21 protein-coding genes are annotated in these 26,458 nt (G+C 61.8%); 8 read left to right on the forward strand and 13 right to left on the reverse strand.

Annotation, left to right across the window (positions count from 1 at the left end; genetic code table 11):
• The first annotated feature begins 13 nt into the window (after positions 1-13).
• The 3 genes from ACPW74_RS10210 (at position 14) to ACPW74_RS10220 (ending at position 3,779) form a co-directional block, all read left to right on the forward strand.
• On the forward strand, positions 14-325 hold the full coding sequence (locus ACPW74_RS10210; RefSeq protein WP_039039049.1) for a DUF485 domain-containing protein: 312 nt from the start codon (positions 14-16) through the stop codon (positions 323-325).
• Positions 322-1,977, forward strand: coding sequence for a cation acetate symporter (locus ACPW74_RS10215; RefSeq protein ID WP_010674577.1), 1,656 nt, complete (start codon positions 322-324; stop codon positions 1,975-1,977). The genes ACPW74_RS10210 and ACPW74_RS10215 overlap by 4 nt, the downstream gene beginning before the upstream one ends.
• Before the next feature lie 209 nt (positions 1,978-2,186).
• A complete protein-coding gene (locus ACPW74_RS10220; RefSeq protein WP_425859096.1) occupies positions 2,187-3,779 on the forward strand; it encodes an ABC-F family ATPase in 1,593 nt (530 codons plus the stop codon).
• 282 nt (positions 3,780-4,061) lie between these two features.
• Here the strand turns inward: ACPW74_RS10220 and ppiD are convergent, their stop codons facing one another.
• The 6 genes from ppiD to tig form a co-directional block, all read right to left on the reverse strand.
• Positions 4,062-5,975 carry a peptidylprolyl isomerase gene (gene ppiD / locus ACPW74_RS10225; protein WP_425859098.1) on the reverse strand — a complete coding sequence of 638 codons (1,914 nt, stop codon included), beginning with the start codon at positions 5,973-5,975 and terminating at the stop codon, positions 4,062-4,064.
• A gap of 149 nt (positions 5,976-6,124) precedes the next feature.
• On the reverse strand, positions 6,125-6,397 hold the full coding sequence (gene hupB, locus ACPW74_RS10230) for a nucleoid-associated protein HU-beta (RefSeq protein WP_005315375.1): 273 nt from the start codon (positions 6,395-6,397) through the stop codon (positions 6,125-6,127).
• Between the two features lie 240 nt (positions 6,398-6,637).
• Positions 6,638-8,992, reverse strand: coding sequence for an endopeptidase La (lon, locus tag ACPW74_RS10235; protein WP_010674574.1), 2,355 nt, complete (start codon positions 8,990-8,992; stop codon positions 6,638-6,640).
• Between the two features lie 139 nt (positions 8,993-9,131).
• Entirely contained in the window at positions 9,132-10,406 is a 1,275-nt protein-coding gene (clpX, locus tag ACPW74_RS10240; protein ID WP_275874187.1) for an ATP-dependent protease ATP-binding subunit ClpX, read from the reverse strand.
• A 70-nt stretch (positions 10,407-10,476) separates the two neighbouring features.
• On the reverse strand, positions 10,477-11,100 hold the full coding sequence (gene clpP / locus ACPW74_RS10245; RefSeq protein WP_005324106.1) for an ATP-dependent Clp endopeptidase proteolytic subunit ClpP: 624 nt from the start codon (positions 11,098-11,100) through the stop codon (positions 10,477-10,479).
• A gap of 86 nt (positions 11,101-11,186) precedes the next feature.
• Positions 11,187-12,497: a trigger factor gene (gene tig, locus ACPW74_RS10250; RefSeq protein WP_010674572.1), complete on the reverse strand. Its 1,311-nt coding sequence runs from the start codon at positions 12,495-12,497 to the stop codon at positions 11,187-11,189.
• 430 nt (positions 12,498-12,927) lie between these two features.
• On the opposite strand from tig, the gene ACPW74_RS10255 reads away from it, so the two are divergent.
• Positions 12,928-13,362: a YccF domain-containing protein gene (locus ACPW74_RS10255; RefSeq protein ID WP_010674570.1), complete on the forward strand. Its 435-nt coding sequence runs from the start codon at positions 12,928-12,930 to the stop codon at positions 13,360-13,362.
• A gap of 84 nt (positions 13,363-13,446) precedes the next feature.
• Complete coding sequence (gene yfbR, locus ACPW74_RS10260) at positions 13,447-14,037, forward strand: 5'-deoxynucleotidase (RefSeq protein ID WP_010674569.1); 591 nt, start codon at positions 13,447-13,449, stop codon at positions 14,035-14,037.
• 130 nt (positions 14,038-14,167) lie between these two features.
• Here yfbR and lolE read toward each other — a convergent pair whose 3' ends face one another.
• From lolE to ACPW74_RS10275, 3 genes are read right to left on the reverse strand one after another with little or no spacing between them, the layout of a single operon-like run.
• A complete protein-coding gene (lolE, locus tag ACPW74_RS10265; protein WP_010674568.1) occupies positions 14,168-15,409 on the reverse strand; it encodes a lipoprotein-releasing ABC transporter permease subunit LolE in 1,242 nt (413 codons plus the stop codon).
• On the reverse strand, positions 15,409-16,107 hold the full coding sequence (gene lolD, locus ACPW74_RS10270) for a lipoprotein-releasing ABC transporter ATP-binding protein LolD (protein WP_010674567.1): 699 nt from the start codon (positions 16,105-16,107) through the stop codon (positions 15,409-15,411). Before lolD ends, lolE begins: the two co-directional genes overlap by 1 nt.
• A 40-nt stretch (positions 16,108-16,147) precedes the next feature.
• Entirely contained in the window at positions 16,148-17,383 is a 1,236-nt protein-coding gene (locus tag ACPW74_RS10275; RefSeq protein ID WP_010674566.1) for a lipoprotein-releasing ABC transporter permease subunit, read from the reverse strand.
• A 76-nt stretch (positions 17,384-17,459) separates the two neighbouring features.
• Here ACPW74_RS10275 and ACPW74_RS10280 point away from each other — a divergent pair, with 76 nt between their 5' ends.
• Positions 17,460-18,035 carry a PilZ domain-containing protein gene (locus tag ACPW74_RS10280; protein WP_270822392.1) on the forward strand — a complete coding sequence of 192 codons (576 nt, stop codon included), beginning with the start codon at positions 17,460-17,462 and terminating at the stop codon, positions 18,033-18,035.
• Positions 18,036-18,077: 42 nt separating this feature from the next.
• Positions 18,078-21,542, forward strand: coding sequence for a transcription-repair coupling factor (gene mfd / locus ACPW74_RS10285; protein WP_103260032.1), 3,465 nt, complete (start codon positions 18,078-18,080; stop codon positions 21,540-21,542).
• A 495-nt stretch (positions 21,543-22,037) separates the two neighbouring features.
• On the opposite strand, the gene fbp is transcribed toward mfd, so the two are convergent.
• Positions 22,038-23,072 (reverse strand): class 1 fructose-bisphosphatase, encoded by a 1,035-nt coding sequence (gene fbp, locus ACPW74_RS10290; RefSeq protein WP_029314452.1) that lies wholly within the window; start codon positions 23,070-23,072, stop codon positions 22,038-22,040.
• The gene (locus ACPW74_RS10295; RefSeq protein WP_124244103.1) at positions 23,060-23,302 is read right to left on the reverse strand and encodes a hypothetical protein; all 243 of its coding nucleotides are present in this window, start codon (positions 23,300-23,302) and stop codon (positions 23,060-23,062) included. Before ACPW74_RS10295 ends, fbp begins: the two co-directional genes overlap by 13 nt.
• A 143-nt stretch (positions 23,303-23,445) precedes the next feature.
• Between ACPW74_RS10295 and ACPW74_RS10300 the strand changes: the two genes are divergently transcribed.
• Positions 23,446-25,062, forward strand: coding sequence for a peptide ABC transporter substrate-binding protein (locus ACPW74_RS10300; RefSeq protein ID WP_045524768.1), 1,617 nt, complete (start codon positions 23,446-23,448; stop codon positions 25,060-25,062).
• Between the two features lie 47 nt (positions 25,063-25,109).
• On the opposite strand, the gene ACPW74_RS10305 is transcribed toward ACPW74_RS10300, so the two are convergent.
• Both ACPW74_RS10305 and ACPW74_RS10310 read right to left on the reverse strand, forming a co-directional pair.
• A complete protein-coding gene (locus ACPW74_RS10305) occupies positions 25,110-26,030 on the reverse strand; it encodes a DMT family transporter (protein WP_104452888.1) in 921 nt (306 codons plus the stop codon).
• A 185-nt stretch (positions 26,031-26,215) separates the two neighbouring features.
• On the reverse strand, positions 26,216-26,422 hold the full coding sequence (locus ACPW74_RS10310; protein WP_005324080.1) for a DUF1107 domain-containing protein: 207 nt from the start codon (positions 26,420-26,422) through the stop codon (positions 26,216-26,218).
• Positions 26,423-26,458: the final 36 nt, after the last annotated feature.

Raw genomic sequence — 26,458 nt, forward strand, 5'->3', positions numbered from 1 at the left:
ATGGAGAACTGCAATGGAACAGCAACCGTATCTTCGGATCCAGCAAGATCCCAACTTCCAGGCACTGGTCGCCAAACGCCAGCGTTTTGCCTGGACCCTCTCCATCCTGATGCTGGGGCTCTACCTGGCGTTCATCCTGCTCATCGCCTTTGCGCCGGGCTGGCTTGGCACCCCCTTGAGTGAAGGCTCCAGCATCACCCGTGGTATCCCGGTCGGGATTGGTCTCATCGTATCGGCCTTCGTGCTGACCGGTATCTACGTATTTCGTGCCAACGGCGAGTTCGACGAACTGAACCAGAAGATCCTCAAGGGAGCGCAATCATGAAAGGCAAGTTTCTGCTGCCGCTGGCAGGTCTGATCTCCACCCCTTTGCTGGCGGCCGACGCCATCAGCGGCGAGGTGCAACGCCAACCCCTCAATATCTCGGCCATCGTGATGTTCGTGATCTTCGTGGCCGCGACCCTGTTCATCACCTACTGGGCCTCCAAGCGCAACCGCTCGGCTTCCGACTACTACGCCGCCGGCGGGCGCATCACCGGCTTCCAGAACGGTCTGGCCATCGCCGGTGACTACATGTCCGCCGCCTCCTTCCTCGGCATCTCCGCCCTGGTCTATACCTCGGGCTACGACGGTCTCATCTACTCCATCGGCTTCCTGGTGGGCTGGCCCATCATCCTGTTCCTGATCGCGGAGCGGCTGCGCAACCTCGGCAAGTACACCTTTGCCGACGTGGCCTCCTACCGCCTCAAGCAGACCTCGGTGCGCAGCCTCTCCGCCAGCGGCTCCCTGGTGGTGGTCGCCCTCTACCTCATCGCCCAGATGGTCGGTGCCGGCAAGCTCATCGAGCTGCTGTTCGGCCTCCAATACCATGTGGCCGTGGTGCTGGTCGGCATCCTGATGGTGCTCTATGTGCTGTTCGGCGGCATGCTGGCCACCACCTGGGTACAGATCATCAAGGCGGTGATGCTGCTCTCCGGTGCCTCCTTCATGGCCATCATGGTGATGAAGTCCGTCAACTTCGACGTCGGTACCCTGTTCAGCGAAGCGGTCAAGGTGCATGCCAATGGTGCGGCCATCATGAGCCCGGGCGGCCTGGTCGCCGACCCCATCTCCGCCATCTCCCTTGGGCTGGCCCTGATGTTCGGTACCGCAGGTCTGCCCCACATCCTGATGCGCTTCTTTACCGTGAGCGATGCCAAGGAAGCCCGTAAATCGGTGTTCTATGCCACCGGCTTCATCGGGTACTTCTACATCCTCACCTTCATCATCGGCTTTGGCGCCATCCTGCTGGTCAGCACCAACCCGGACTTCAAGGACGCCACCGGCGCCCTGCTGGGGGGCACCAACATGGCGGCGGTCCATCTGGCCGATGCGGTGGGCGGCAGCCTGTTCCTGGGCTTCATCTCCGCCGTGGCGTTTGCCACCATACTGGCGGTCGTGGCCGGGCTGACCCTGGCGGGGGCCTCCGCGGTCTCTCACGACCTCTATGCCTGCGTCATCAAGGAAGGCAAGGCCAACGAGGCCGACGAGCTGCGTGTCTCCAAGATGACCACCCTGGTGCTGGGTGTGGTCGCCATCGGCCTTGGCATCCTGTTCGAGAAGCAGAACATCGCCTTCATGGTGGGCCTGGCCTTCTCCATCGCGGCGAGCTGCAACTTCCCTGTGCTTTTCCTCTCCATGTTCTGGTCCCGCCTGACCACCCGTGGCGCCGTCTATGGCGGCTGGCTCGGTCTCATCAGCGCCGTGACCCTGATGATCCTGGGCCCCACCGTCTGGGTGAAGGTGCTGGGTCATGCCCAGGCCATCTTCCCCTACGAATACCCGGCGCTCTTCTCCATGGGGCTGGCCTTCATCGGGATCTGGTTCTTCTCGGTCACCGACAAGTCCCAGGCAGCCTCCGACGAGCATGCGAAGTTCTTCCCGCAGTTCGTCCGCTCCCAGACCGGGCTCGGTGCCTCCGGCGCCTCCGCCCACTAAGTGGCATCCCACGCATCCAAGCCGGCCCAGTGCCGGCTTTTTTCATGACCGCCCCTCGCCTCCTCTCTGCAAGAGAGGCCGGAGCCCGTTGCCGGCCTGGTCGTGAAACCTTCCCCCCTGCAATGGGGCCAGATCACAGTTCCTGCTAAAACTTTCGGGGGATCTGTGCCATAATGCGCGCCATTTGACAGACCAACCGGGACATTCCAGTGCTTTCAAGCAACAACATCACCATGCAGTTCGGCGCCAAGCCGCTGTTTGAGAACATCAGCGTCAAGTTTGGCGGCGGCAACCGCTACGGCCTCATCGGTGCCAACGGCTGTGGCAAGTCCACCTTCATGAAGATCCTCGGCGGCGATCTCGAACCCACCGGCGGCAATGTGAGCCTGGATGTCAACGAGCGCATCGGTAAGCTGCGCCAGGACCAGTTCGCCTACGAAGAGATGCGCGTGCTGGACGTGGTCATGATGGGCCACACCGAGCTGTGGGCCGCCATCGTCGAACGCGATGCCATCTACGCCAACCTGGAAGCCACCGACGACGACTACATGAAGGCCGCCGAGCTGGAAGGCCTGGTCGCCGAATATGATGGCTATACCGCCGAATCCCGCGCAGGCGAGCTGCTGCTGGGTGCCGGTATTCCCATCGAGCAGCACAACGGCCCGATGAGCGAAGTGGCCCCGGGCTGGAAACTGCGGGTACTGCTGGCGCAGGCGCTCTTCTCCAACCCCGACATCCTGTTGCTGGACGAACCGACCAACAACCTGGACATCAACACCATTCGCTGGCTGGAGCAGGTGCTCAACGATCGTGAAAGCACCATGATCATCATCTCTCACGACCGTCACTTCCTGAACTCCGTCTGCACCCACATGGCGGATCTGGACTACGGCGAGCTGCGGGTCTACCCGGGCAACTACGACGAGTACATGCTGGCTGCCACCCAGGCCCGCGAGCGCCTGCTGGCCGACAACGCCAAGAAGAAGGCCCAGATCGCCGATCTGCAATCCTTCGTCTCCCGCTTCAGCGCCAACGCCTCCAAGTCCAGCCAGGCTACCTCCCGCCTCAAGCAGATCGACAAGATCAAGATTGAGGAAGTGAAGGTCTCCAGCCGTCAGAACCCCTTCATCCGCTTCGAGCAGGACAAGAAGCTCTACCGCAACATCCTGGAGATCGAAGGCGTCTCCAAGGGTTATGGCGACGGTCCCCTGTTCAAGGGGCTCAACATGATGCTGGAAGTGGGCGAGAAGGTCGCCATCCTGGGTACCAACGGGATCGGTAAGTCCACCCTGATCAAGACGCTGGTCGGTGCCCTGGCACCGGATACCGGCACCATCAAGTGGTCCGAGAACGCCCAGATCGGCTACTACGCCCAGGATCACGCCGAAGATTTCGACACCGATCTCAATGTGTTCGACTGGATGGCCCAGTGGAAGCAGGAGAACGAAGACGAGCAGGCGGTGCGCTCCGTGCTGGGTCGTCTGCTCTTCTCCCAGGACGACATCAAGAAGCCGGTCAAGGTGCTCTCCGGTGGTGAACAGGGCCGCATGCTGTTCGGCAAGCTGATGATGCAGCGCCCCAACATCCTGATCATGGACGAACCGACCAACCACCTGGACATGGAATCCATCGAATCCTTGAACCTGGCGCTGGAGATGTACAAAGGCACCCTGATCTTCGTCTCCCACGACCGCGAGTTCGTCTCCTCCCTGGCGACCCGCATCCTGGAGCTGACCGAAGACGGCATCCGCGACTTCGGCGGTACCTACGAGGATTACCTGCGCACCCAGGGTGTGGTGTAATCCCCCGCCTTCAAGCAAAGCGATCAGAACCGGCGCCTCGTGCGCCGGTTTTTTTATGCCTCCTTTATCACGCCCCACAGCAAGAGAAGAATTGGGGATAGGGAGAGCAAGAGTACAGCGCGCTGTCATACACTTGTCCCGCTCATCCCCAGCCAGGATAGGCAGCACAAGCCCGTGCCTGGCCCTTCCCTCCTGCGCCCGCCCGCTCTGCCGGGCTGTCGATGGCACAAAAAAACGGCTCCATCATGGAGCCGTTTTCACACTTGGGGCCGTGAGGCTGACTTACTCGACAGTGGCTTCCACGTCGGTGAAGTATTCGATCTTGGCCGCCTTGCGCAGCTCGTCGATCAGCGACTTGTAGTCGGCCTGTGCCTTGCCCTGACCCAGCTGACCTTGCAGCAGGCTAACCATCTGGGACGGCTCCTTGATGACGTTGACCTTGTCCAGCGCCACCACCACACGATCACCGTTTGCTTCGGTCACCAGCTCGACGCTCGGCTTGCCATCGGTCGGATGGGGCATGCGGAACGCCTGGGTCACCAGGTTCTGGTCCATCTCCTGGGCGAAACGGGATACACCGGTATGGGTATCCACTTTCAGACCCAGCGCGGTCAGGTCGGCCTGAACGTTCTCACCGGCCTTGAGCTTGTCCAGCAGACCCTGGGCCTTGCCACGGGCCACTTCACTGGCCTTGTCGTGCTTGATGGCGGTGATCACCTGCTCTTTCACCTCGGCAAGCGGCTTGGCCGCCTTCGGCTGGTGACCCATGATGTGCAGCACCAGCGCCTTGCCGTCAGCCAGCTCGATCACGTCGGAGTTGGTGTTGTCATCGCGCAGCTGTTCGGAGAATGCCACGGAGAGCACCTTGGGATCATTGAGCGGTGCCGGCGCATCGGCCTGGCTGAAATAGCCGGTGGACTGCACCTGGAGACCCATAGCTTCGGCGGTCAAGTCCAGGGAGTCCGGGTTCTCGAAGCTGCTGTCGGCCATCTTCTGCTGCTCGGCGAAGAATTGCTCCTTGGCCTTCTCAGACTGCAGACGGGCGATGGTATCGCTCATCACGTCCACGAAGGGCTTGGTCTTGGCAGGCTCGACGCCCAGCAGCTTGATGATGTGGAAGCCGAACGGGCTCTTCACCACGGCGGAGAGATCGCCAGCCTTGTCCAGCGCGAACGCGGCTTTCTCGAAGGCAGGATCCATCACCCCTTTCTCGAACCAGTCGAGCTCCCCGCCCTTCTTCGCGGAGAAGGTATCGGAGGAGTCGGCCTTGGCCAGCGCGGCGAAGTCTTCACCGCCCTTGGCCTTGACCAGCAGCTCTTCAGCCTGCTTCTCGGCGGCCTTTTCATCCTTGCCAAACGGGATCAGGATGTGCGCCACCTGACGGCGCTCGGGACGCTGGAACAGATCCTGATGCTGGTCGTAGTAATCCTGGGCATCCTGCTCGGTGACCTTGATGTTCTTGCCAAGGTTGGCGGCATCGAGTAGCAGATAGTCGACCTTGACCGTCTCGTCGTTCATGAAACGAGCGCTGTTGGCCTTGTAGAACTGCTCCACCTCGGCATCGCTCACCTCGATCCCGTCCACATAGGCGGAAGCGGCCAGACGGATCAGGCGCAGGTCACGGGTCTGGTTGTAGAGACGATCCAGTTGCTCGGCCTCACCCTTGAGGGCGAACTCCGATCCCAGCACGGCGCCCATCAATTGCTGGCGCACCATGTCCTGGCGCAGGGAGTCGCGGAACATCTCGGGGGTCATGCCGGCACGGCGAATGAGCTGCAGGTAGCGGTCATTGCTGAACTTGCCGTTTTCGGCAAACTCGGGCATGGCGACGATGGCCTGCTTGATCTGCTCATCGCTGACGCGCAGACCCAGGGAGCGGGCCTTGTCATCGATCAGCGCCTGATCGATCAGACGGTCCAGCACGCCACGGCGGAACTGTTTCATGTAATCGGGATTGGCGGCCAGCTGGTTGAAGGCCTCACCCATTTGGGATTCCATGCGGGCCCGCTCATTGCGGTAGGCATTCTCCAGTGCGGGGGCACTGATGTCATTGCCGTTGACGGTGGCGGGGGCGGTACGTGCCGGGCCATTGAGGTAGCTGCCTACGCCGGCCAAGGCAAAGGAGAGGATGATCAGGCCCAAGATAACCTTGGCTACCTTGCCCTGCGCCCCTTCGCGTAGTTTATCCAACATCATGTTTGTACTTATGCTCCCGAACTCGATGGGCGTAAATAATGAAAAGGCGCACCGATTGCGATGCGCCTTGGTCAAGCAGTATGAGGGAGAGCCCTCTCACTTGTCTGGTCAGAGACCAAGGACGGTGCCGATAGATATCAGCGACCGGCTTAGTTGACCGCGTCTTTCAGGGCCTTGCCGGCTTTGAAGGCAGGAACTTTACCGGCAGCGATTTCGATGGTCGCACCAGTTTGCGGGTTGCGGCCGGAACGGGCTGCACGCTCGCGAACGGCGAAAGTACCGAAACCAACCAGAGCAACCTGGTCACCCTCTTTCAGGGCTTCGCCCACGGCATCGATGAAGGCATCCAGCGCACGACCAGCGGCAGCTTTGGAGATATCAGCACCGTCTGCAATCTTGTCAATCAGTTGAGATTTATTCACTCTTATATTCCCCTTTTATCGAACATCGCTGCGGCGCTGATTTCCCTGGCCACAACAAGTGGAGGTTTTATAACAAGCCTCCTGATCAGTTGCAAGTGACAATCTGGCGCAAACCCGCGCCACATCACGCATTGCGACTCATCATGAGTACCCGATCGGTGGTCAAGGCTACTTCCGTTGTCCGGTGCATGCAAGCCTTAACCACCCCCCGAATGCGCCAAATTTGCGGCGCATCAACATTTACACGACAGAAACGCGTTCGAAACCTTGCGGATTGTCCTGCAACGCCAGTGCAAGCACCTCATCAATCCAGCGAACCGGATAGATTTCAAGATCTTGTTTGACGTTGGCCGGGATCTCCTCGAGGTCACGTTCGTTCTCTTTCGGGATCAGCACACGCTTGATGCCACCACGGTGGGCCGCCAGCAGTTTCTCCTTGAGACCACCGATGGGCAACACCTCGCCACGCAGGGTGATTTCACCCGTCATGGCCACGTCGGCGCGCACCGGGTTGCCGGTGAGGCTGGAGACCAGGGCGGTACACATGGCGATACCGGCGCTCGGGCCGTCTTTCGGGGTCGCCCCTTCCGGCACGTGCACGTGGATGTCGCGCTTCTCGTAGAAGTCACCGTTGATACGCAGCTTCTCGGCGCGGGCACGCACCACCGTCATGGCCGCCTGGATGGACTCCTGCATCACGTCACCGAGGGAACCGGTGTAAGTGAGCTTGCCCTTGCCTGGCATGTTGGTGGTCTCGATGGTGAGCAGATCGCCCCCCACTTCGGTCCACGCCAGCCCGCACACCTGACCAATCTGGTTCTGGTCGGTGGCCTTGCCATAGTCAAAGCGCTGTACCCCCAGGAACTCCTTGAGGTTCTCCTGGTTGACCTGAACATGCTTGATGCTCTTGTCCAGCAGGATGCGTTTGACTGCCTTGCGACAGATTTTGGAGATTTCACGCTCCAGGCTGCGCACACCCGCCTCGCGGGTGTAGTAGCGAATCACTCCGATCAGCGCCGAATCCTCGATGGTGATCTCGGAAGGCTTCAGGCCGTTGCGCTGGATCTGCTTGGCAACCAGGTGCTGCTTGGCAATGTTGAGCTTCTCGTCCTCGGTGTAACCGGACAGACGGATCACTTCCATCCGGTCCAGCAGCGGACCCGGGATGTTCATGGAGTTGGAGGTGGCCACGAACATCACGTCCGACAGGTCATAATCCACTTCCAGATAGTGATCGTTGAAGCTGCTGTTCTGCTCGGGATCCAGCACCTCCAGCAGGGCGGAAGCGGGATCGCCACGCATGTCCGAGCTCATCTTGTCGATTTCGTCGAGCAGGAACAGCGGGTTCTTCACGCCCACTTTCGCCATCTTCTGGATGAGCTTGCCGGGCATGGAGCCGATATAGGTACGACGGTGACCGCGGATCTCCGCCTCGTCACGCACCCCACCCAGGGCCATGCGCACATACTTGCGGCCGGTAGCCTTGGCGATGGACTGGCCCAGGGAGGTCTTGCCCACCCCGGGAGGCCCGACCAGGCAGAGGATGGGGCCCTTGAGCTTGTTCACCCGCGCCTGTACCGCCAAGTATTCGAGGATGCGATCCTTGACCTTGTCCAGGCCATAGTGATCCGCATCCAGCACCTCCTGGGCCTTGCCCAGGTCTTTCTTGACCTTGGAGCGGGCCTTCCAGGGCACCTGCACCATCCAGTCCACATAGCTGCGCACCACGGTGGCTTCCGCCGACATGGGGGACATCATCTTGAGCTTGGCCAGCTCGGCCTGGGCCTTCTCGCGGGCATCCTCCGGCATCCCGGCCTCTTCAATCTTGCGATTGAGGGCTTCGAATTCATCCGGGCTGTCTTCCAGCTCACCCAGCTCTTTCTGGATGGCCTTCATTTGCTCGTTGAGGTAATACTCCCGCTGGCTCTTCTCCATCTGCTTCTTGACCCGGGAGCGGATGCGTTTCTCGACCTGCAACAGGTCGATCTCCGACTCCATCATGGCCATCAGAAACTCGATGCGCTCGGACACGGAGGCGATTTCCAGCACCTTCTGCTTGTCTTCGAGCTTGAGCGGCATGTGGGCAGCCATGGTATCGGCCAGGCGCGCCGCATCGTCGATCGCCGAAATCGAGGTGAGTACCTCGGGCGGGATCTTCTTGTTGAGCTTGATGTAACCTTCGAACTGGCCGATGGCAGAGCGCACCAGCACGTCCTGATCCTTCTCCTCGATGGGGGCGGACGCGATGTACTGGGCCTCCCCGACAAAGAAGTCGCGATCGTCGATCATCCGCTCAAGGCGGGCACGCTGGCCCCCCTCCACCAGCACCTTGACGGTGCCGTCCGGCAGCTTGAGCATCTGCAGAATATTGGCCACTGTCCCGACGGAGAAAATTTCCTCCACCGTCGGTTCGTCAGTCGACGCATCCTTCTGGGCCACCAGCAGGACTTTCTTGTCCTGCTCCATGGCCGCTTCCAGACAGCGAATGGATTTTTCCCGCCCCACAAAGAGTGGAATGACCATGTGGGGATAGACCACCACGTCACGAAGAGGCAGGACGGGAATCTCGATGCGTTCTGAACGCTCTAGGTTCATATATGTCCTCTCGGCTTGTTATACCGTTGGCAAAGGCTTGGCTGAGTATATGGGGGCGCAAAGATGAGATTCAATCGCCTTGGCCGTAAAAAGCATGAAAGGGGCAAAAAGCCCCTTTATGTGATTAAAAATCAGACAGTTACTCTGAGGCTGCGGCCTGAGTCTCGGGATTGTCGTAGATCATCAGGGGCGCGGAGTCTCCCTTGATCACCGTCTCGTCGATCACCACCTTGCTGACCCCTTTCAGGGAGGGCAGGTCATACATGGTGTCGAGCAGCACGGCCTCGACAATGGAACGCAGACCCCGGGCACCGGTTTTGCGCTCCATGGCCTTGCGGGCAATGGCATTGAGCGCGTCATCACGAAACTCCAGCTCCACCTCTTCCAGGGCAAACAGCGCGGCATACTGCTTGGTCAACGCGTTCTTCGGCTCTTTCAGGATCTGGATGAGGGCAGCCTCGTCAAGCTCGGTCAGGGTCGCGACCACCGGCAGACGACCGATGAACTCGGGGATGAGACCGTACTTGATGAGATCTTCCGGCTCCACCTTGGCAAAATTCTCGCTCAGGGTTGCCTTGGCATTCTTGGATTTCACCTCGGCGCCAAAACCGATGCCGGTGCCCTTGACGGAGCGCTGCTCGATCACCTTGTCCAGCCCCGCGAAGGCACCACCACAGATGAAGAGGATCTTGGAGGTGTCGACCTGCAAAAACTCCTGCTGCGGGTGCTTGCGACCGCCCTGAGGCGGCACGGAGGCGATGGTGCCTTCGATCAGTTTCAGCAGGGCCTGCTGCACCCCTTCCCCGGAGACGTCGCGGGTGATGGAGGGGTTGTCCGACTTGCGGGAGATCTTGTCGATCTCGTCGATGTAGACGATACCGCGCTGGGCCTTCTCCACGTCGTAGTCGCACTTTTGCAGCAACTTCTGGATGATGTTCTCCACGTCCTCGCCCACGTAACCGGCTTCGGTCAGGGTGGTGGCATCGGCCATGGTGAAGGGCACATCCAGCAGACGAGCCAGGGTCTCGGCCAGCAGGGTCTTACCGCTACCGGTGGGGCCAATCAGCAGGATGTTGGATTTGCCCAGCTCCACGCCACCGGACTCGCTGCCGCTGCGAAGACGCTTGTAGTGGTTGTAGACAGCCACTGCCAGCACCTTCTTGGCGTACTCCTGACCGATCACGTAGTCGTCCAGATGGGCGCGGATTTCATGAGGGGTCGGCAGCTCGCTACCATCGCGCTTGGGAGAGACCTCGCGGATCTCCTCGCGGATGATATCGTTGCACAGCTCGACACACTCATCACATACGTAGACGGAAGGGCCAGCGATCAGCTTGCGCACTTCATGCTGGCTTTTGCCGCAGAAAGAGCAATACAGCAGCTTGTCGCCCTCACCCTTGCGTTTCTCTGTCATTCAGCGACCTCGTTTTATCAATAGAGGATGGATCGTCCTGTTGAGTTTACAACAGGACGGGGTACCCTGCTCAGCCGCGCTGGCTCAGGATGCCGTCAACCAGACCATAGGCAACGGCCTGCTCGGCGGACATGAAGTTGTCACGGTCGGTGTCGCGCTCGATGGTGGCCATGTCCTGACCGGTATGGAACGCCAGACGATCGTTCAGGGTATTCTTGATTTTCAGGATCTCCTGGGCATGGATCTGGATGTCAGAAGCCTGCCCCTGGAAGCCGCCCAGCGGCTGGTGGATCATCACTCGGGCATTGGGCAGGCAGAAACGCTTGCCCTTGGCGCCACCGGCCAGCAGGAAGGCCCCCATGGAGCAGGCCTGCCCCATGCAGACGGTGCTCACGTCCGGCTTGATGAACTGCATGGTGTCATAGATGGACATACCCGCAGTGACGGCGCCACCCGGCGAGTTGATGTAGATGCTGATGTCCTGATCCGGATTCTCGGACTCCAGGAACAGCAGTTGGGCCACCACCAGGTTCGCCATGTGATCCTCAACCTGACCGGTCAGGAAGATCACCCGCTCTTTCAGCAGACGGGAATAGATGTCGTAGGAACGCTCCCCTTTCGCGGTTTGCTCTACCACCATCGGGATGAGCGCATTGCGTGGGGATTCAGTCACATCGTTATAGTTCTTGTACATAAGGCATTGTCCCTAAAATAAAATGGCCCGAGTGGAGATCACACGAGCCATTATACTTAACAGTTTTGACCTTAAGTCAAATGTTCTTAGGCAGCGGCACCGGACTTGTTGATCACTTCGTCGAAGGCAACTTCTTTCTCGGTGACTTGCGCCTTGGACAGGATCAGATCGATGGCTTGATCTTCAATGGCCAGGTTGCGCACGCCGTTAAGCATCTGCTCGTTCTGCTGATAGTACTCGATCACTTCTTTCGGATCTTCGTAGGCAGTGGCCATGGACTCGATGATGCTGGTCACACGGGCGTCGTCAGCCTTGATCTCGTTGGTGCGGATGACGTCACCCAGCAGCAGACCAACGCGGACACGGCGCTCGGCCTGGGCCTGGAACAGCTCGGCCGGCAGCTCGGGGGCGTTGCCGCCCTGGAAGCCACCGAAGCGCTGCAGGGCCTGCTGACGCAGGGTGTCGATTTCCTGGGCAACGGCAGCCTTCGGCAGATCGATCTGGTTGGCTTCAACCAGGCCGTTCAGTACCTGCTCTTTCACGCTGTTTTTCAGGGCCTGGGCCAGTTCGCGCTCCATGTTCTTGCGCACTTCAGCCTTCAGCTCTTCAACGCTGCCGCTCTCGATGCCGAAACGCTTGACGAACTCTTCGGTCAGCTCGGGCAGCACTTGCTCTTCAACCTTGTGCAGCTTGGAGGCAAACTTGGCAGCCTTGCCCTTCAGGGCTTCGGCGTGGTAGTCAGCCGGGAAAGTCACCTCGATGGTGAACTCGTCGCCCGCTTTCTTGCCCAGGATGGCGTCTTCGAAGCCCGGGATCATGCGGCCAGCGCCCAGTTCCAGGGTGAAGCCTTCAGCCTTGCCACCGTCGAACTCTTCACCGTCGATGGAACCGACGAAGTCCATGGTCACACGCATGCCGTTGGCGGCAGCCACAGCGGCTTCAGTCCAGGTGGCGTGCTGCTTGCGCAGGGTGTCGATCATGTTTTCCAGGTCGCTGTCCTTAACGGTGGCAACCGGCTTCTCGACCTTGATGCTCTCCAGACCGGCAACTTCGAACTCCGGATACACTTCGAAAGTGGCGGTGAACTCGAAATCCTGACCTTCTTTGATTTCTTTCGGATCCATGGTCGGGGCGCCAGCCGGGCTCAGTTTGTTCTCGATGATGGCCTTGATGAAGTTGTTCTGCATCATTTCATCGGCAACGCGGGCGTGAGCCATGGCACCGAACATCTTCTTGATGATGGCAACCGGAGCCTTGCCAGGACGGAAACCGTCGATGCGACGGGTTTTGGCCAGGCCATTCAATTCTTTGCGCACGGCGGCGTCAACGGTAGCGGCCGGTACAGTGATGGTAAGACGGCGTTCCAGACCCTGGGTTGTCTCTACAGAAACTTGCATTCTTTTACCTCGTTCAACTCAGCACTGCGTGCTGACCCTTTATTGCCCCCGGGCAAGCCCGGAGTCTTCCTGTTTATAAAGACAACGACTGTCTTTGTGATGAGAAAATATGACGCGACATTATAGCGGCGTGCAGTGGTCGCGTCGAGCCGCACATCCCCCATCCGGGGCACAGACAACACAATTTGCGCAAGACTTTCTCCTATATGGGGAAGCCTTGCACCGAGTTCAAGCATTCCATCCGCAATAATTTGCACTGGCTCACTCTTTTTCACGGTAAACGGGCCATTTTGATCGCCATCCGCCGCCAATCGGGCACAAAAATGGCGTGCTGCGACCCAAATTGTCCACCTTCTCGCCTGTGCCATTGCGTCCCCCGGCCGGGCTCGCTATGGTGACAGCCAATTCACGTGCTGCTGGAGTCACCCACATGTCCTTTTTCCGCTTCTTGTTCAATCTGTTCTGGTTCGTGCTGGGAGGCGTCTTCATGGGGCTGGCCTGGTGGCTGGCGGGGCTGCTCTGCTTCGTCTCCCTCATCGGGATCCCCTGGGGACGCGCCTGCTTCGTCATCGGCACCTTCACCTTCTTCCCGTTTGGCAAGCAGGCGGTGAGCCGCAAGAGCATGACGGGCCAGAGCGACATCGGCACCGGCGCCCTGGGGCTGATTGGCAACATTCTCTGGTTTGTGCTCATCGGGGTCTGGCTGGCCATCGGCCACATTGCCTCGGCGCTGGCCTGTTTCGTCACCATCGTCGGCATCCCGTTCGGCATCCAGCACCTCAAGCTGGCCCTCATCAGCCTGGCCCCCATCGGCCAGATGATAGTGACCAACCACGAGGCCGAATCGGGTCGCTACATCCGCTGAGGGCCCATCTCAGGCTATCCTTGCGGGTGGAAAAAAGGGCAGACTAGGGTCTGCCCTTTTTCATTGCCCCATTCGAGGTCTTCCATGCTGCCCAGCCATTTTTTTGCCAACCTCGCCCGTATGCGCCTCATCTACCGCTGGCCCCTGATGCGCAACATCCAGCCCGAAAACATCGCCGAGCACAGCCTGCAGGTCGCCATGGTGGCCCACGCCCTCGGTCTTATCAGCAATCGCCTGTTCGGCGCTCAGGTGGATGCAGACCGGGCCGCCGTCATGGCCCTCTACCACGACAGCAGCGAGGTGCTGACCGGGGATCTGCCCACCCCGGTCAAGTACTTCAATCCCGAAATCGCCCGCGAATACAAGAAGATTGAGCTTGCCGCCGAGCAGCGCCTGCTGGGCATGTTGCCGCCTGAGCTGGTAGAGGACTTTCGCCCCCTGCTCGACTCCGGCGCCCAGGACGAGGCCCTCACCAGCCTGGTGAAGGATGCAGACACCCTCTGCGCCTACACCAAGTGTCTGGAGGAGCTGAGCGTCGGCAACCGGGAGTTCGAGCCCGCGCGAAAGCGCCTCGAGCAGATGCTGGACGCCAGGATGAACCCCGCCATGCGCTACTTCATCGATGTCTTCGTGGGGAGTTTTTCACTGCCTCTCGATGAGTTGAATGCCCATTGATGCCATCAACACGGCACCGGGCATCATCTCCTCCTGCGTATTGCCCCGATAACCGCCACGTCGGGGGTTTCCCCACAAAAGAGTGACAATAAAAAGGGCCCCGCAGGGCCCTTTATCACATCCATGGGCATCAATGCCCCAGTTCCCGGGACGGCACCAGGCCGCTCGCCCGCCAGGCAGGATAGAGGGTCGCCACCAGGCTCATCAGGATGGCGGCGCCGGTCACGATGAGCAAGTCCTGCATGTGCAGCTCGGTCGGCAGGAAGTCGATGAAGTAGATGTCGGGATTCAGGAAACGGTGCCCGATAACCCCTTCGATGGCGCTCAGGATCTGGGTCAGCTTGCTGGAGAGCAGACCGCCAAGCAGGGCGCCGAGCAAGGCTCCCGCCACCCCGTTCACCATCCCCTGGATGACGAAGGTAAGCCGGATCTGGCCCGGGCTCGCCCCCATGGTCTTCAAGATGGCAATCTCGCTGCGCTTCTCATTCACCGCCATCACCAGAGTAGAGACGATGTTGAAGCAGGCCACCGCCACCACCATCAGCATCACCACGTACATCACGGTGCGCACCATCTGGATGTCCTGATAGAGATAACCCTGACGGCTCATCCAGCTACTGATATAGACGTAGTGCGGGAATTTCTGGGCCGCCGCCACCGTGATGGACTGGGCCTTGAGCACGTCGTTCACCTTGAGGCTGAACCCCTCCACCGCGCTGCCCATGCCGGTGATGGCCTGGGCGTCCGCCAGGTGCATGAAGCCGAGCAGGCCGTCGAGCTGGCCGCCGATCTCGAGCAGCCCCACCACGGTGAGCGCCTCCCGTTTCGGGTTCTTGATGCCGGCGGCATCACCCGCCTGGGGCAGCAGCAGGGTGACGGTGTCCCCTGTCTTGACCCCCAGCTTGTCGGCGATGATCTTGCCGAGGATGACCCCGTGTTCACCCGCCTGCAGCTCGCGAAGGCCCCGACCCGTCATGAAGTTGCCCGCATCGGAGAGATTAGCTTCCAGCTCCGGCAGCACCGCACGCAGCTGGACCCCCTTGAGGGCGGAGCCGTGCTCCAGCAGGCCGTCCAGGCGAATGACGGGGGCAGCCGCCTCCACCCCGGGCTGAGCCAGCAGGTAGTCCCTGAGCCGCGGCCAGTCAGGCAGTGGCGCCTCCATGCCGATGAGCTCGCCGTGGGGGACCACGGAGAGCACCCGGTTCTTGAGCTCCCGCTCGAACCCGTTCATGGCGGAGAGGCCAAGAATGAGGGCCATCACCCCGAGGGCGATGCCGATGAGGGAGGAGGCCGAAATGAAGGCGATGAAGCCGTTGCGACGGCGGGAGCGGCTGTAACGCAGGCCCAGGAACAGGGGCAGCGGCTTGAACATCAGGCGACCTCCGCCATGATGCCGCTCACCAGGGTGACCCGGCGGTGGAGCTTGGCCGCCAGGCTCAAGTCATGGGTCACCACCACGAACGCGGTGCCAAGCTCGCGATTGAGCTCGCACAAGAGCTCATAGACGGCGGTGGCGCTGGCGTGATCCAGGTTGCCGGTGGGCTCATCCGCCAGCACCAGGCTGGGTTCGTTGACCAGGGCTCGGGCGATGGCCACCCGCTGGCGCTCGCCACCGGAGAGCTCGGACGGTCTGTGGTTGAGACGGTGGGAGAGCCCCACCCGCCCCAGCATCTTGCTCGCCTTCTCGGTGGCGCTGGCCACCGACTCACCGGCGATCAGCAGCGGCATGGCCGCATTTTCCAGTGCGCTGAATTCCGAGAGCAGGTGGTGGAACTGGTAAACGAAACCCAGCTCCTGGTTGCGAAACCTCGCCTGGGTGCGGCTGTCCCAGCCATGGATGTCCTGCCCCTTGAACAGCACGGCGCCGCTGGAGGGGTTGTCCAGCGCCCCCATCAGGTGCAGCAGGGTGGTCTTGCCGGAGCCCGAGCTCCCCACCACCGCCAGCATCTCCCCGGGGGCAACGTCCAGCTCGATCCCCTTGAGTACCTGGGTCTCCAGATTGCCCTCTTTGTAGACATGATTGAGGGCCTGGCAGCGCAGCAGCGGCTCGCAGGAGACGGATTGATTCATAACGGGGGCTCCACTTGCACCAGTAACAACAGAAGATGAATTATTCATAACGCAGCGCCTCCGCCGGTTTGACCCGGGCCGCGCGGGAGGCCGGGTAGAGGGTGGCACTGAAGCTGAGCAGCACGGCGCCCAGCAAAATGGTCATGACCTGGGCCGGCTCGACGATGACCGGTAGACCGCTGCCCCCCGCCGCCATATAGAGGTTGAGCCCAAGGGCATTGAGCAGAGGATTGAGGCCGAAGCAGAGCGCCAGCCCCGCCAGCCCCCCGAACAGGGCGCCGATGACGCCGCTCGACGCCCCCAGCACCATGAAGATCTTGACGATGCCGGATTCGCTCATGCCCATGGTACGCAGGATGGCCACCTCCCCTTCCTTGTCGGTGACCACCATCACCAGGGCGGAGAGGATGTTGAAGGTGGCGACCGCGATGATCAGCACCAGCATCAGCCCCATCATCCGTTTTTCCATGGCCACCGCCTGGAACAGCTCGCCGCGCTCGCGGCGCCAGTCCTGCCACTCCAGCCCGTCCGGCAACGCGGTCTTCACCACCTCGTCGGCGGCGAAGGGATCGTCCAGCCAGAGGCGGATGCCGCCCACCTTGTCTGCGGGCAGGCGCAGCATGCGCTGGGCATCCCCCAGGGCAATCAGGGCCACCTGGCTGTCCACGTCGGCGCCGACCCCGAAGATGCCGGAGACGGTGAAAAGACGCTGGGCCGGCACCCGGCCAAAGGGGGTGAAGCGGGTACCTTCGGTCAGGATGAGACGCACCTGGTCGCCGATGGAGACCTTGAGGCGGCTGGCCACCCCCTGCCCCAGCACGATGTGGTATTCACCGGCCTGCAGGCTGTCAAGGCGCCCACCCAGCATCTGGGCGTGCAGGATGTCATCCTTGGGCCAGCGGGCGGGATCAATCCCCTGCACGCTCACACCGGTGAGCTGACCCGGGCTTTGCAGCATGCCTTCGCTGTCGAGCATGGGGGCCGTGGCCACCACGTGGGGCAGGCGGGCCAGATCGGGCAGACCTTCGGGCTCGGCCTCGATGCGTCCAGCCTGATTGGTCACCACCACATGGGGGATCACTCCGAGGATGCGCCCCTTGAGCTGTCCTTCGAACCCGTTCATCACCGAGATCACCACCATCAGGGCGGCGACCCCGATGGCGATGCCAAAGGTGGAGAACAGGGAGATAAAGGAGACGAAGCGGTTACTGCGTCGCGAGCCTGCATAACGCAGGCCGATGGCCAGCGACAGTGGCTGAAAAAGTCCGGTCTTCAAGGATATCTACGTTGCCAACGAAATAAGATACCGGATAATAAAGGGAAACCGTCTATGACAACAAGGGATAGCCTCCATGCAGGAACAGTTCTTCAGCGTCACCCATGCCACGCCGGTCAATGTGATCCCCATGCCGGCCGACTTTCGTCTGCCGACGCTGGAGGCCCTGGAGGCCGAGTTGCCCGAGCCGTTTCGCATCGCCTCCGCCATCACCTCCATCGATCTGGTGAGCAGCCGGCTGCTGCGCAGCCAGAACGAGTCCATGCACGATCTGGTGGAGATCATCAACCAGCAGTCCCGCAAGATCGACATGATCATGGGCTATGTGCTGGCGGCCCAGGATCACCCCGAGCACCGCTTCCACACCCTGCGCTTTGGCGCCGGGCAGCTCACCTACCTGCACCCCCACCAGGGGCACGGGGAGGTCCCCGCCCTGCACCAGATCGTGCGGCTCAAGATCTTCCTGCGGGAAGAGGCCTCCGCCGTCTACTGCTACGGCGAGGTCGTGCAGCGGGACGCCGGAGAGCACGGCACCCACGTGGTGCTCGACTACGTGCGCATCCGCGAGGATGACCGGGAGCTGCTGGTGCGCGCCAGCCTGCATGTGCAGTCGAAACAGCTCAAGCTGCGTGCCCAGGAACGTCAGCGCTAACCCAGGTCCATGTCAAAAGAACGCCAACAGTAAAAGACTCCGATGATGCCAATGACCCTCCCCGCCTTGCCCGCCAAAGCGGGCCAGAAGACAACGTTCGGCCAGCTGGTCGGCAGCAGCCTGGCTCTGGTTGCCGCCCGCCTCACCCGGGAAGCCCGAAGACCCGTCCTGCTGGTCACCGCCGATACCCCGAGCGCCCTGCGCCTTGAACAGGAACTGGGGTTCCTGCTGGCGGATCAGGATTGCCCGGTGCTGCTGTTCCCGGACTGGGAGACCCTGCCCTACGACAGCTTCTCTCCCCACCAGGACATCATCTCCCAGCGCCTCGAGACCCTCTACCAGTTGCCGCAGATGCGCCACGGCGTGCTCATCGTGCCCATCTCCACCCTGATGCTGCGCACGGCGCCCCAGGCTTATCTCGACAAATACAGCCTGATGGTCACAAGCGGCCAGCGCCTCAATCTGCAGCAGCTGCGCGGGCGTCTGGCGCAGGCGGGCTACGTGGCGGTGGAACAGGTGCTGGAGCACGGCGAATTCGCCGCCCGCGGCTCCCTGCTGGATCTCTTCCCCATGGGGAGCAGCCGCCCCTATCGCATTGATTTTTTCGACGACGAGGTGGACTCCATCCGCCCGTTCGACCCCGAGACCCAGCGCTCCAGCGAGCCGGTGAAGTCGGTGAGCCTCCTGCCCGCACGGGAATTTCCCACCGACGAGGGGGCCATCGAGCTGTTTCGTGGCCAGTATCGCGAACAGTTCGAGATCTCCCGCGCCGAGGGCTCCGTCTATCAGGAGGTGAGCAAGGGGCGCTGGCCCGCCGGCATCGAATACTACCTGCCGCTCTTCTTCAACCAGACCGCCAGCCTGTTTGACTACCTGCCAGGCAACACCCTGCTGCTCACCGTGGGGGAGATCTACCCCGCGGCCCAGCGCTTCTGGAACGACATCGGCCAGCGCTATGAAGACAGGCGCTGGGACAACACCCGTCCCCTGCTGCCGCCCCAGCAGATCTATCTGCCGGTGGAACAGCTCTTCGCCGCCCTCGGGGACTATGGCGCCGTGCGTCTGCAGGAGGCGACCGTTGACGGCGGAGCGGGTCAGCAGGATCTGCCCCTCGCCCCCCTGCCGGATCTGCAGCTCGACCACAGCAAGGAGCAGCCCCTGCTGGCCCTTGACGGCTTCCTGCAAGGCTTTGCCGGGCGCACCCTGTTTGCGGTGGAGTCCGAGGGGCGGCGCGAGGGGCTCGGGGATCTGCTCGCACGGATCAACCTGCAACCCCGGGAGTTTGCCTCCCTCGACGCCTTCCTCTCGAGCGATGCGCGCCACGGGCTGCTGGTCTGCCCCCTGGAGCGGGGCTTCCTGCTGCAAGAGCCCGGCCAGACGCCCCTTGCCCTCATCACCGAGGCCGAGCTGCTCGGCGGCAAGATCCGCAGCAAGCGCCAGCGGGACAAGAGCAAGAACCTAAGCTCGGATGCGGTGATCCGCAACCTGGGCGAGCTGACCCAGGGCCAGCCGGTGGTGCACCTGGATCACGGGGTCGGTCGCTACCTGGGGCTCGAGACCATCGATGCCGGCGGCCTGCCCACCGAGTTTCTGACCCTGGAATACGCCGGCGGCGACAAGCTGTTCGTGCCGGTCACCAGTTTGCACTTGATCAGCCGCTACACCGGCTCGGACAACCCGCCCAGCCACAAGCTCGGCGGCGAGGCCTGGGTCAAGGCGCGGCGCAAGGCGGCGGAGAAGGTGCGGGACGTGGCGGCCGAGCTGCTGGATGTCTATGCCATGCGGGCAGCCCGTCACGGCTTTGCCTTCAAACACGACCGGGAGGCCTACCGCCAGTTTGCCGCGAGCTTCCCGTTCGAGGAGACCGAGGATCAGCTCAATGCCATCAACGCCGTGCTCGGCGACATGTGCCAGGCCAAGAGCATGGACCGCCTGGTGTGCGGCGACGTGGGCTTTGGCAAGACCGAAGTGGCGATGCGGGCGGCCTTTGTGGCCGTGCACGGCGGCAAGCAGGTGGCCGTGCTGGTGCCCACCACCCTCCTGGCCCAGCAGCACTACGACAACTTCCGCGACCGCTTCGCCAACTGGCCGGTGCGGGTGGAGGTGCTGAGCCGCTTCCGCTCCGCCAAGGAGCAGAGCGCCGTGATGAAGGAGATGGCCGAGGGCAAGGTGGACATCATCATCGGCACCCACAAGCTGCTCGGCGCCGAGCTCACCTTCAAGGATCTGGGCCTGCTCATCGTCGACGAGGAGCACCGCTTCGGGGTGCGCCAGAAGGAGAAGATCAAGGCGCTGCGCGCCGACGTGGATATCCTCACCCTCACCGCGACCCCCATTCCCCGCACCCTCAACATGGCCATGTCCGGCATGCGGGATCTCTCCATCATCGCCACCCCGCCCGCCAAGCGGCTCGCCATCAAGACCTTCGTGCGCCAGCACGAACCTGCGGTGGTGCGCGAGGCGGTACTGCGGGAATTGAAGCGTGGCGGCCAGGTCTACTACCTGCACAACGACGTGGAGAGCATCGAGAAGTGCGCCGCCGATCTTGCCGAGCTGGTGCCGGAGGCGCGCATCGGCATCGCCCACGGCCAGATGCGCGAGCGGGAGCTCGAGCGGGTGATGTCGGACTTCTACCACCAGCGCTTCAACCTGCTGGTGTGCACCACCATCATCGAAACCGGCATCGACGTGCCGAGCGCCAACACCATCATCATGGACCGGGCGGATCATCTCGGTCTGGCCCAGCTGCACCAGCTGCGGGGCCGGGTCGGTCGCTCCCACCACCAGGCCTATGCCTACCTGCTCACCCCCCATCCCAAGCTGATGACCAAGGATGCGGCCAAGCGGCTGGAGGCCATTGCGTCCCTCGAAGATCTCGGCGCCGGCTTTGCGCTCGCCACCCACGATCTGGAGATCCGGGGCGCGGGCGAGCTGCTCGGCGACGATCAGAGCGGCCAGATCGAATCGGTGGGCTTCACCCTCTATATGGAGATGCTGGAGCAAGCGGTGGAGGCGCTCAAACATGGCAAGGAACCGTCGCTCGAGCAGCTCATGAGCCAGCATACCGAGGTGGAGCTGCGTCTGCCCGCCTTGCTCCCTGACGACTACATCCCGGACGTCAACATGCGCCTCTCCATGTACAAGCGCATCGCCAGTGCCGCCGATGAGCAGGAGCTGCGGGAGCTCAAAGTGGAGCTAATCGATCGCTTCGGCCTCTTGCCGGAGCCGACCAAGACGCTGATGGAGCTGGCCGCCTTCCGCCAGCGCGCCACGGCGCTGGGTATTCGCCGGGTGGAGATGAGCGAGCGCGGCGGCTATCTGGACTTTACCCAGGAAACCCGCGTCAACCCGGCCTATCTGGTCAAGCTGCTCTCCGAGCAGCCGCGCATCTACAAGATGGACGGACCGACCCGGCTGCGCTTCCAGGTGCCGACCCAGGACAGGGCCATGCGCCTCAAACTGGTGGACGGCCTGCTGGCGGATCTCGCCCGCCATGCCACCCCCTGAGGGAAAGCATGACGTCAGCAGGGCGCGACCTGCCGCCTATAACAACGGGAGCCCCAGGGCTCCCGTTTCGTTGCTGGCAAGGGGCGGCATCTCGCCCCCGGCCCGCCTTCTTGCCTCTCGATGCCTCGGTTCGCCCTCCTGGCTACACCATTTTACCGCCTAATCCATCTATTAATGCGATGCATTGAGTCATAACCCATCTGAAAAACAGATGGATGTGGGGATGATTGTGGGAAACACACGGGCTCATCGCGCCTCGATAGCCCCGCAGATGGCCCGTGCCGTATTTATCCCGCCCACGTATCCAGACCAGGCATCCCGGCAAGGGGCCACCAGCCATTGCACCGCGACAACCGAAGCGTCGCGTCAGTCCGTCAGCCCGTCAGTCCGTCAGTCCGTCAGTCCGTCAGCATATCAACCTGGCTACACCCGCCTGCACGCCAATAAAAACGGGAGCCTTGACGGCTCCCGTGACGAAGGTACGCTGGCCCGGGCTTAGCCCTGGTTGGCCGGATCCTCGTGAGCGGAGAACTCCCGCATGAAGGCCTCGGCCCGCTCCACCATCCTGGTGGACCCGACGAAGTAGGGGGTGCGCTGGTGCAGGGCGGTAGGCTGGATGTCCATGATGCGGCCAAAGCCATCGGACGCCTTGCCACCGGCCTGCTCCACCAGGAAGGCCATGGGGTTGCACTCATAGAGCAGGCGCAGCTTGCCGTTCGGAGAGTTGGTGCCGGACGGGTAGATGTAGATGCCCCCCTTGAGCAGGTTGCGGTGGAAATCCGACACCAGGGAACCGATGTAGCGGGAGGTATAGGGCCTGTGAGTCGCCTCGTCACGCTCCTGGCAGTATTTCAGGTACTTCTTCACCCCGTCCGGGAACTTGATGTAGTTGCCCTCGTTGATGGAGTAGATCTTGCCCTCCTCCGGAATGCGGATGTTCTCGTGGGAGAGGCAGAAGCAGCCGATGGAGGGGTCATAGGTGAAGCCGTTGACCCCAAAGCCGGTGGTGTAGACCAGCATGGTGGAGGAGCCGTAGACCACGTAGCCCGCCGCGACCTGACGGTGACCCGGCTGCAGGAAGTCTTCCAGGGTGACGCCGGCGCCCGGTTTGCTGACCCGGCGGTAGATGGAGAAGATGGTCCCGACCGAGACGTTGACGTCGATGTTGGAGGAGCCGTCGAGGGGGTCTATCAGCACCACGTACTTGGAGTGACGAGAGAGCTCGGAATCGAAGGAGACGAAGTCCTCCTCCTCCTCAGAGGCCATGCCGCACACCTCGCCACGGGCCTCCAGCGCCGCCTTGAAGCGCTCGTTGGCATAGACGTCCAGCTTCTGCTGCACCTCGCCCTGCACGTTTTCGGCGCCGATGGAGCCGATGATGTCCGCCAGACCCGCCTTGTTGATCTCCCGGTTCACCACCTTGGCGGCCAGGCGGATGGAGCTGAGCAAGGAGGTCAGCTCGCCGGTCGCGGTCGGGTAGTCCGCCTGCTTTTTGACGATGAACTCGCCCATGGTGATCATGTTTCGCATTCTTGTTCCTTTAAGATCGTTTCCGTTGGCCGTTGAAAACGTTTGCAAGTGTCGGCAAAAAAAGTGCCGATCCCCGGCAGCGTTGTTTTGTAACCCAATGTAACGCCTGTTTTTTGTTTTTGCAGCGAATTAAGCCGTTCTTTAAATCGCCAGAAAACCGCGCCACCACGGGCTTTCGGCGTGAAACAAGGGTGCCATCCGGCATCTTTTGGGGGGTTAATTCGTGACAAGAATGCATCCGGGCCGACGCGGCTGCCCGCCTTGCTCCCCCTGGCGCCCGGCAATGTTGCGCCAGAGGCTCCCCTCTTGAGATCTGCCCCCCAATCCCGCACACTGGCTGCGCTTTGGAAGCAAAAAAACATAAGGATATTCAATGAAAAAGTCGCTTATCGCCGGGGCGGTTGCCGCTCTGCTCACCCTCCCCGTCCTCGCCGCCCAGGTGCCTGAAGGCACCCAGCTTCTGCCAGCCACCCAGCAAGTGTTCGTGCGCAACATCGGCACCGAGCCTGCCTCCATCGATCCCCAGATGGTGGAAGAGAGCGCGGGCAGCGACGTCGTCAACGATCTGTTCGAGGGGCTCTATACCCTGGATGGCAACGGCAAGCTGCAGGCGGCGGGCGCCCTTGGCTACGAGCTCGATGCCACGGGCACCGTCTACACCTTCAAGCTCAGACCCGATGCCAAATGGTCCAACGGCGAGCCGGTGACGGCGGCGGACTACGTCTATGGCTGGCAGCGGGCGGCTGACCCCAAGAACGCCTCCAACTACGCCTGGTTCATCGAGCTGACCGGCGTCGCCAATGCCAGCGACGTGGTGCAGGGCAAGCAGAGCCCGGATGCCCTGGGGATCAAGGCGCTCGATGACTACACCCTGCAGATCACCCTGAAAAACCCGGTCCCCTTCTTCCTCAAGACCCTCTCCCACTACACCACCTTCCCGGCGCCCAAGGCCACCATCGAGAAGTTCGGTCATGAGTGGGTCAAACCGGCCAACATCGTCTCCAACGGCGCCTTCGCCCTCAAGGAGTGGACCCCGAACGAGCGCCTCATCGCCGAGCGCAACCCCCACTACTGGGACAACGAGCACACCGTGCTGAACAAGGTGATCTATCTGGAGATCGTCTCCGATACCGCGGCCTACAACCGCTATCGTGCGAGCGAGCTGCACTACACCACCTATCCCCTGGAGCAGTATCAGCAGATCAAGCGCCAGAGCCCGGAGGAGCTGGTGAGCGCCCCCATGCTCGCCACCTACTACTACGTCTTCAACACCCAGCGCAAACCCTTTGACGACGTCAGGGTGCGCAAGGCACTGTCTCTTGCCATCGACCGGGACACCATCACGGAGAAGATCCTGGGACAGGGGCAGCTCTCCGCCTTCAGCCTGACCCCGCCGAGCGTGGACGGCTTCGAGCTCAAACGCCCCGCCAGCGAGCTGATGAGCAAGGAAGAGCGCATCAAGCAGGCCAAGGCGCTGCTTGGCGAGGCGGGTTACGGCCCTGACAAGCCGCTGACGGTGGACATCCTCTACAACACCAACGAGGGGCACAAGAAGATAGCGCTCGCCATCTCCTCCATGTGGAAGCACAACCTGGGGGTCAAGGCGGAGCTCAACAACATGGAGTGGAAGACCATGGTGTCGGCCCTGAACGAGGGTGACTTCGGGGTGAGCCGCTACTCCTGGAACGGAGACTACAACGATGCCTCCACCTTCCTCGACATCATGACCTCCAGCAGCAGCGCCAACAGCGGCAAGTGGTTCAACAAGGAATACGACGCCCTCCTGGCCAAGGCCCATGACGCCAAGGACCCCGCCGAGCGCAACCGCCTCTATCAGCAGGCCGAGGTGCTGATCGACGAGGAGGCCCCCATCGCCCCTGTCTACTTCTACGTGAAATCACGGCTGCTCAAACCCAACGTCAAGGGCTACCCCTACCAGAACCCGCAAGACCTTGTCTATGCCAAGGATCTCTATCTGACGGCGCAGTGACGCTGGGCACCGAACCAAAAGACCGCCTCGAGGGCGGTCTTTTTCTCCTACTTTTCCTGACAGCCCGCCACTGCAAGCCGGGCGCCCCTTCGCACCGTCACGGGCCTGACCAGCAACTGCGCCAGCAGCACCCCCATCAGGGTCATGCCGCCACCGATGAGGTGATAGCTGGTGAGCCGCTCCCCGAGCCAGCTGATGGCAAGGGCTGCCGTCATGACCGGCAACAGGTTCATGAAGATGGCGGTGCGGCTCGCCCCGAGCAGGGCAATGCCCTGCATCCAGAGCCAGGGCGAAAGGGCCGAGGTCGGGATCCCCGCATAGAGGATGAGCCAGAGAGCGCTGCCATCGGGCCAGTGCCCGTCCACCAGCAGATAGAAGGGGGTGAGGAACAGGAGGCTGCACAGCACCTGACCGTAGAGCATGGACCAGTTGTCCAGCCCCAGATCCCAGCGCTTGAGCAGCACGCTGTAGAGCGCATAGGTGGCCGCCGAGAGCAGCATGTAGACGGAACCGATATGGATACCCTGGGTCAGCAGCCGGGCCGGATCCCCCTGCCCCAACAAAATCGCCAGCCCCAGAATGGAGATGGCGCCTCCCAGCAGCGCCCCCCAGGTGGGCCGCTCGCGCAGCAACCAGATGCTGAGCAGCACCGTCATCAAGGGGGTCAGTCCCATCATCAGGCCAATCTCGGTGGCCCCCAGGGTCTGGGCCGCGTAATAGCCAAAGGTCTGGTTCAAGACCATCCCGAGCAGGGCCAGCACCGCCAGCTTCGAGAAACCGGCCCGCAGTTTGCGGCGCTCGCGCCAGGCCCGGTGAGCCAGAAACGGGGTCAACACCAGGGCCGCCACCATCCAGCGCGACCAGGCGAGCGCCGCAGGAGACAACACCCCGACCGCCAGCTTGCTGACGATGCCATTGCCGGCCCAGATGGCCATGCAGGAGAAGGGAAACAGGAAGGCAAGGGGCATTGCGATATCCAGAATAAAAAGGCGGGTATTGCGCGCGAGTATAGAGAGGCAATCAGGATAAGCAAGCCTGCCAACGCAGGAAGAAGCGCCATGACGCGAACGGTTGGCACCGCGCCCAGGCTCCATCAACAATCATGCCCGCACAGGGGCGGGCATGAGGGGGACCAGGGTCAGCCTGAGGCGCCTCAGGCGGCATCCATGTGGAGCCTTGAAATCAGTTCATTGACCTCGAGCACCGTCTGGCGATGGGGAATGTCGGCTTGCAATGGCATCATCAGCAAGCCCGACTGGAAATCGAAGCGCCCCCTGCCGTGGATGTAAATCCGCCCCTTGAAGAAGGTTTTGACATGTTTTGCCACCATCAGTGGCAGGTACTTCTTGAACACTCTCATCGTTTGCAACCTCTTGAAGTTGTATCCGTATGACAG

It is taken from the genome of Aeromonas sp. INTO2, from assembly GCF_049860605.1.
Taxonomy (GTDB): domain Bacteria; phylum Pseudomonadota; class Gammaproteobacteria; order Enterobacterales; family Aeromonadaceae; genus Aeromonas; species Aeromonas caviae.

What these genes read in the sequence shown, in the direction of transcription:
- ACPW74_RS10210 (WP_039039049.1), top strand. Translation starts at nt 14, where the DNA reads ATGGAACAGCAACCGTATCTTCGGATCCAGCAAGATCCCAACTTCCAG.
- ACPW74_RS10215 (WP_010674577.1), top strand. Translation starts at nt 322, where the DNA reads ATGAAAGGCAAGTTTCTGCTGCCGCTGGCAGGTCTGATCTCCACCCCT.
- ppiD (WP_425859098.1), bottom strand. Translation starts at nt 5,975, where the DNA reads ATGATGTTGGATAAACTACGCGAAGGGGCGCAGGGCAAGGTAGCCAAG.
- lon (WP_010674574.1), bottom strand. Translation starts at nt 8,992, where the DNA reads ATGAACCTAGAGCGTTCAGAACGCATCGAGATTCCCGTCCTGCCTCTT.
- clpX (WP_275874187.1), bottom strand. Translation starts at nt 10,406, where the DNA reads ATGACAGAGAAACGCAAGGGTGAGGGCGACAAGCTGCTGTATTGCTCT.
- clpP (WP_005324106.1), bottom strand. Translation starts at nt 11,100, where the DNA reads ATGTACAAGAACTATAACGATGTGACTGAATCCCCACGCAATGCGCTC.
- tig (WP_010674572.1), bottom strand. Translation starts at nt 12,497, where the DNA reads ATGCAAGTTTCTGTAGAGACAACCCAGGGTCTGGAACGCCGTCTTACC.
- ACPW74_RS10255 (WP_010674570.1), top strand. Translation starts at nt 12,928, where the DNA reads ATGTCCTTTTTCCGCTTCTTGTTCAATCTGTTCTGGTTCGTGCTGGGA.
- yfbR (WP_010674569.1), top strand. Translation starts at nt 13,447, where the DNA reads ATGCTGCCCAGCCATTTTTTTGCCAACCTCGCCCGTATGCGCCTCATC.
- lolE (WP_010674568.1), bottom strand. Translation starts at nt 15,409, where the DNA reads ATGTTCAAGCCGCTGCCCCTGTTCCTGGGCCTGCGTTACAGCCGCTCC.
- lolD (WP_010674567.1), bottom strand. Translation starts at nt 16,107, where the DNA reads ATGAATCAATCCGTCTCCTGCGAGCCGCTGCTGCGCTGCCAGGCCCTC.
- ACPW74_RS10280 (WP_270822392.1), top strand. Translation starts at nt 17,460, where the DNA reads ATGCAGGAACAGTTCTTCAGCGTCACCCATGCCACGCCGGTCAATGTG.
- mfd (WP_103260032.1), top strand. Translation starts at nt 18,078, where the DNA reads ATGATGCCAATGACCCTCCCCGCCTTGCCCGCCAAAGCGGGCCAGAAG.
- fbp (WP_029314452.1), bottom strand. Translation starts at nt 23,072, where the DNA reads ATGCGAAACATGATCACCATGGGCGAGTTCATCGTCAAAAAGCAGGCG.
- ACPW74_RS10300 (WP_045524768.1), top strand. Translation starts at nt 23,446, where the DNA reads ATGAAAAAGTCGCTTATCGCCGGGGCGGTTGCCGCTCTGCTCACCCTC.
- ACPW74_RS10305 (WP_104452888.1), bottom strand. Translation starts at nt 26,030, where the DNA reads ATGCCCCTTGCCTTCCTGTTTCCCTTCTCCTGCATGGCCATCTGGGCC.
- ACPW74_RS10310 (WP_005324080.1), bottom strand. Translation starts at nt 26,422, where the DNA reads ATGAGAGTGTTCAAGAAGTACCTGCCACTGATGGTGGCAAAACATGTC.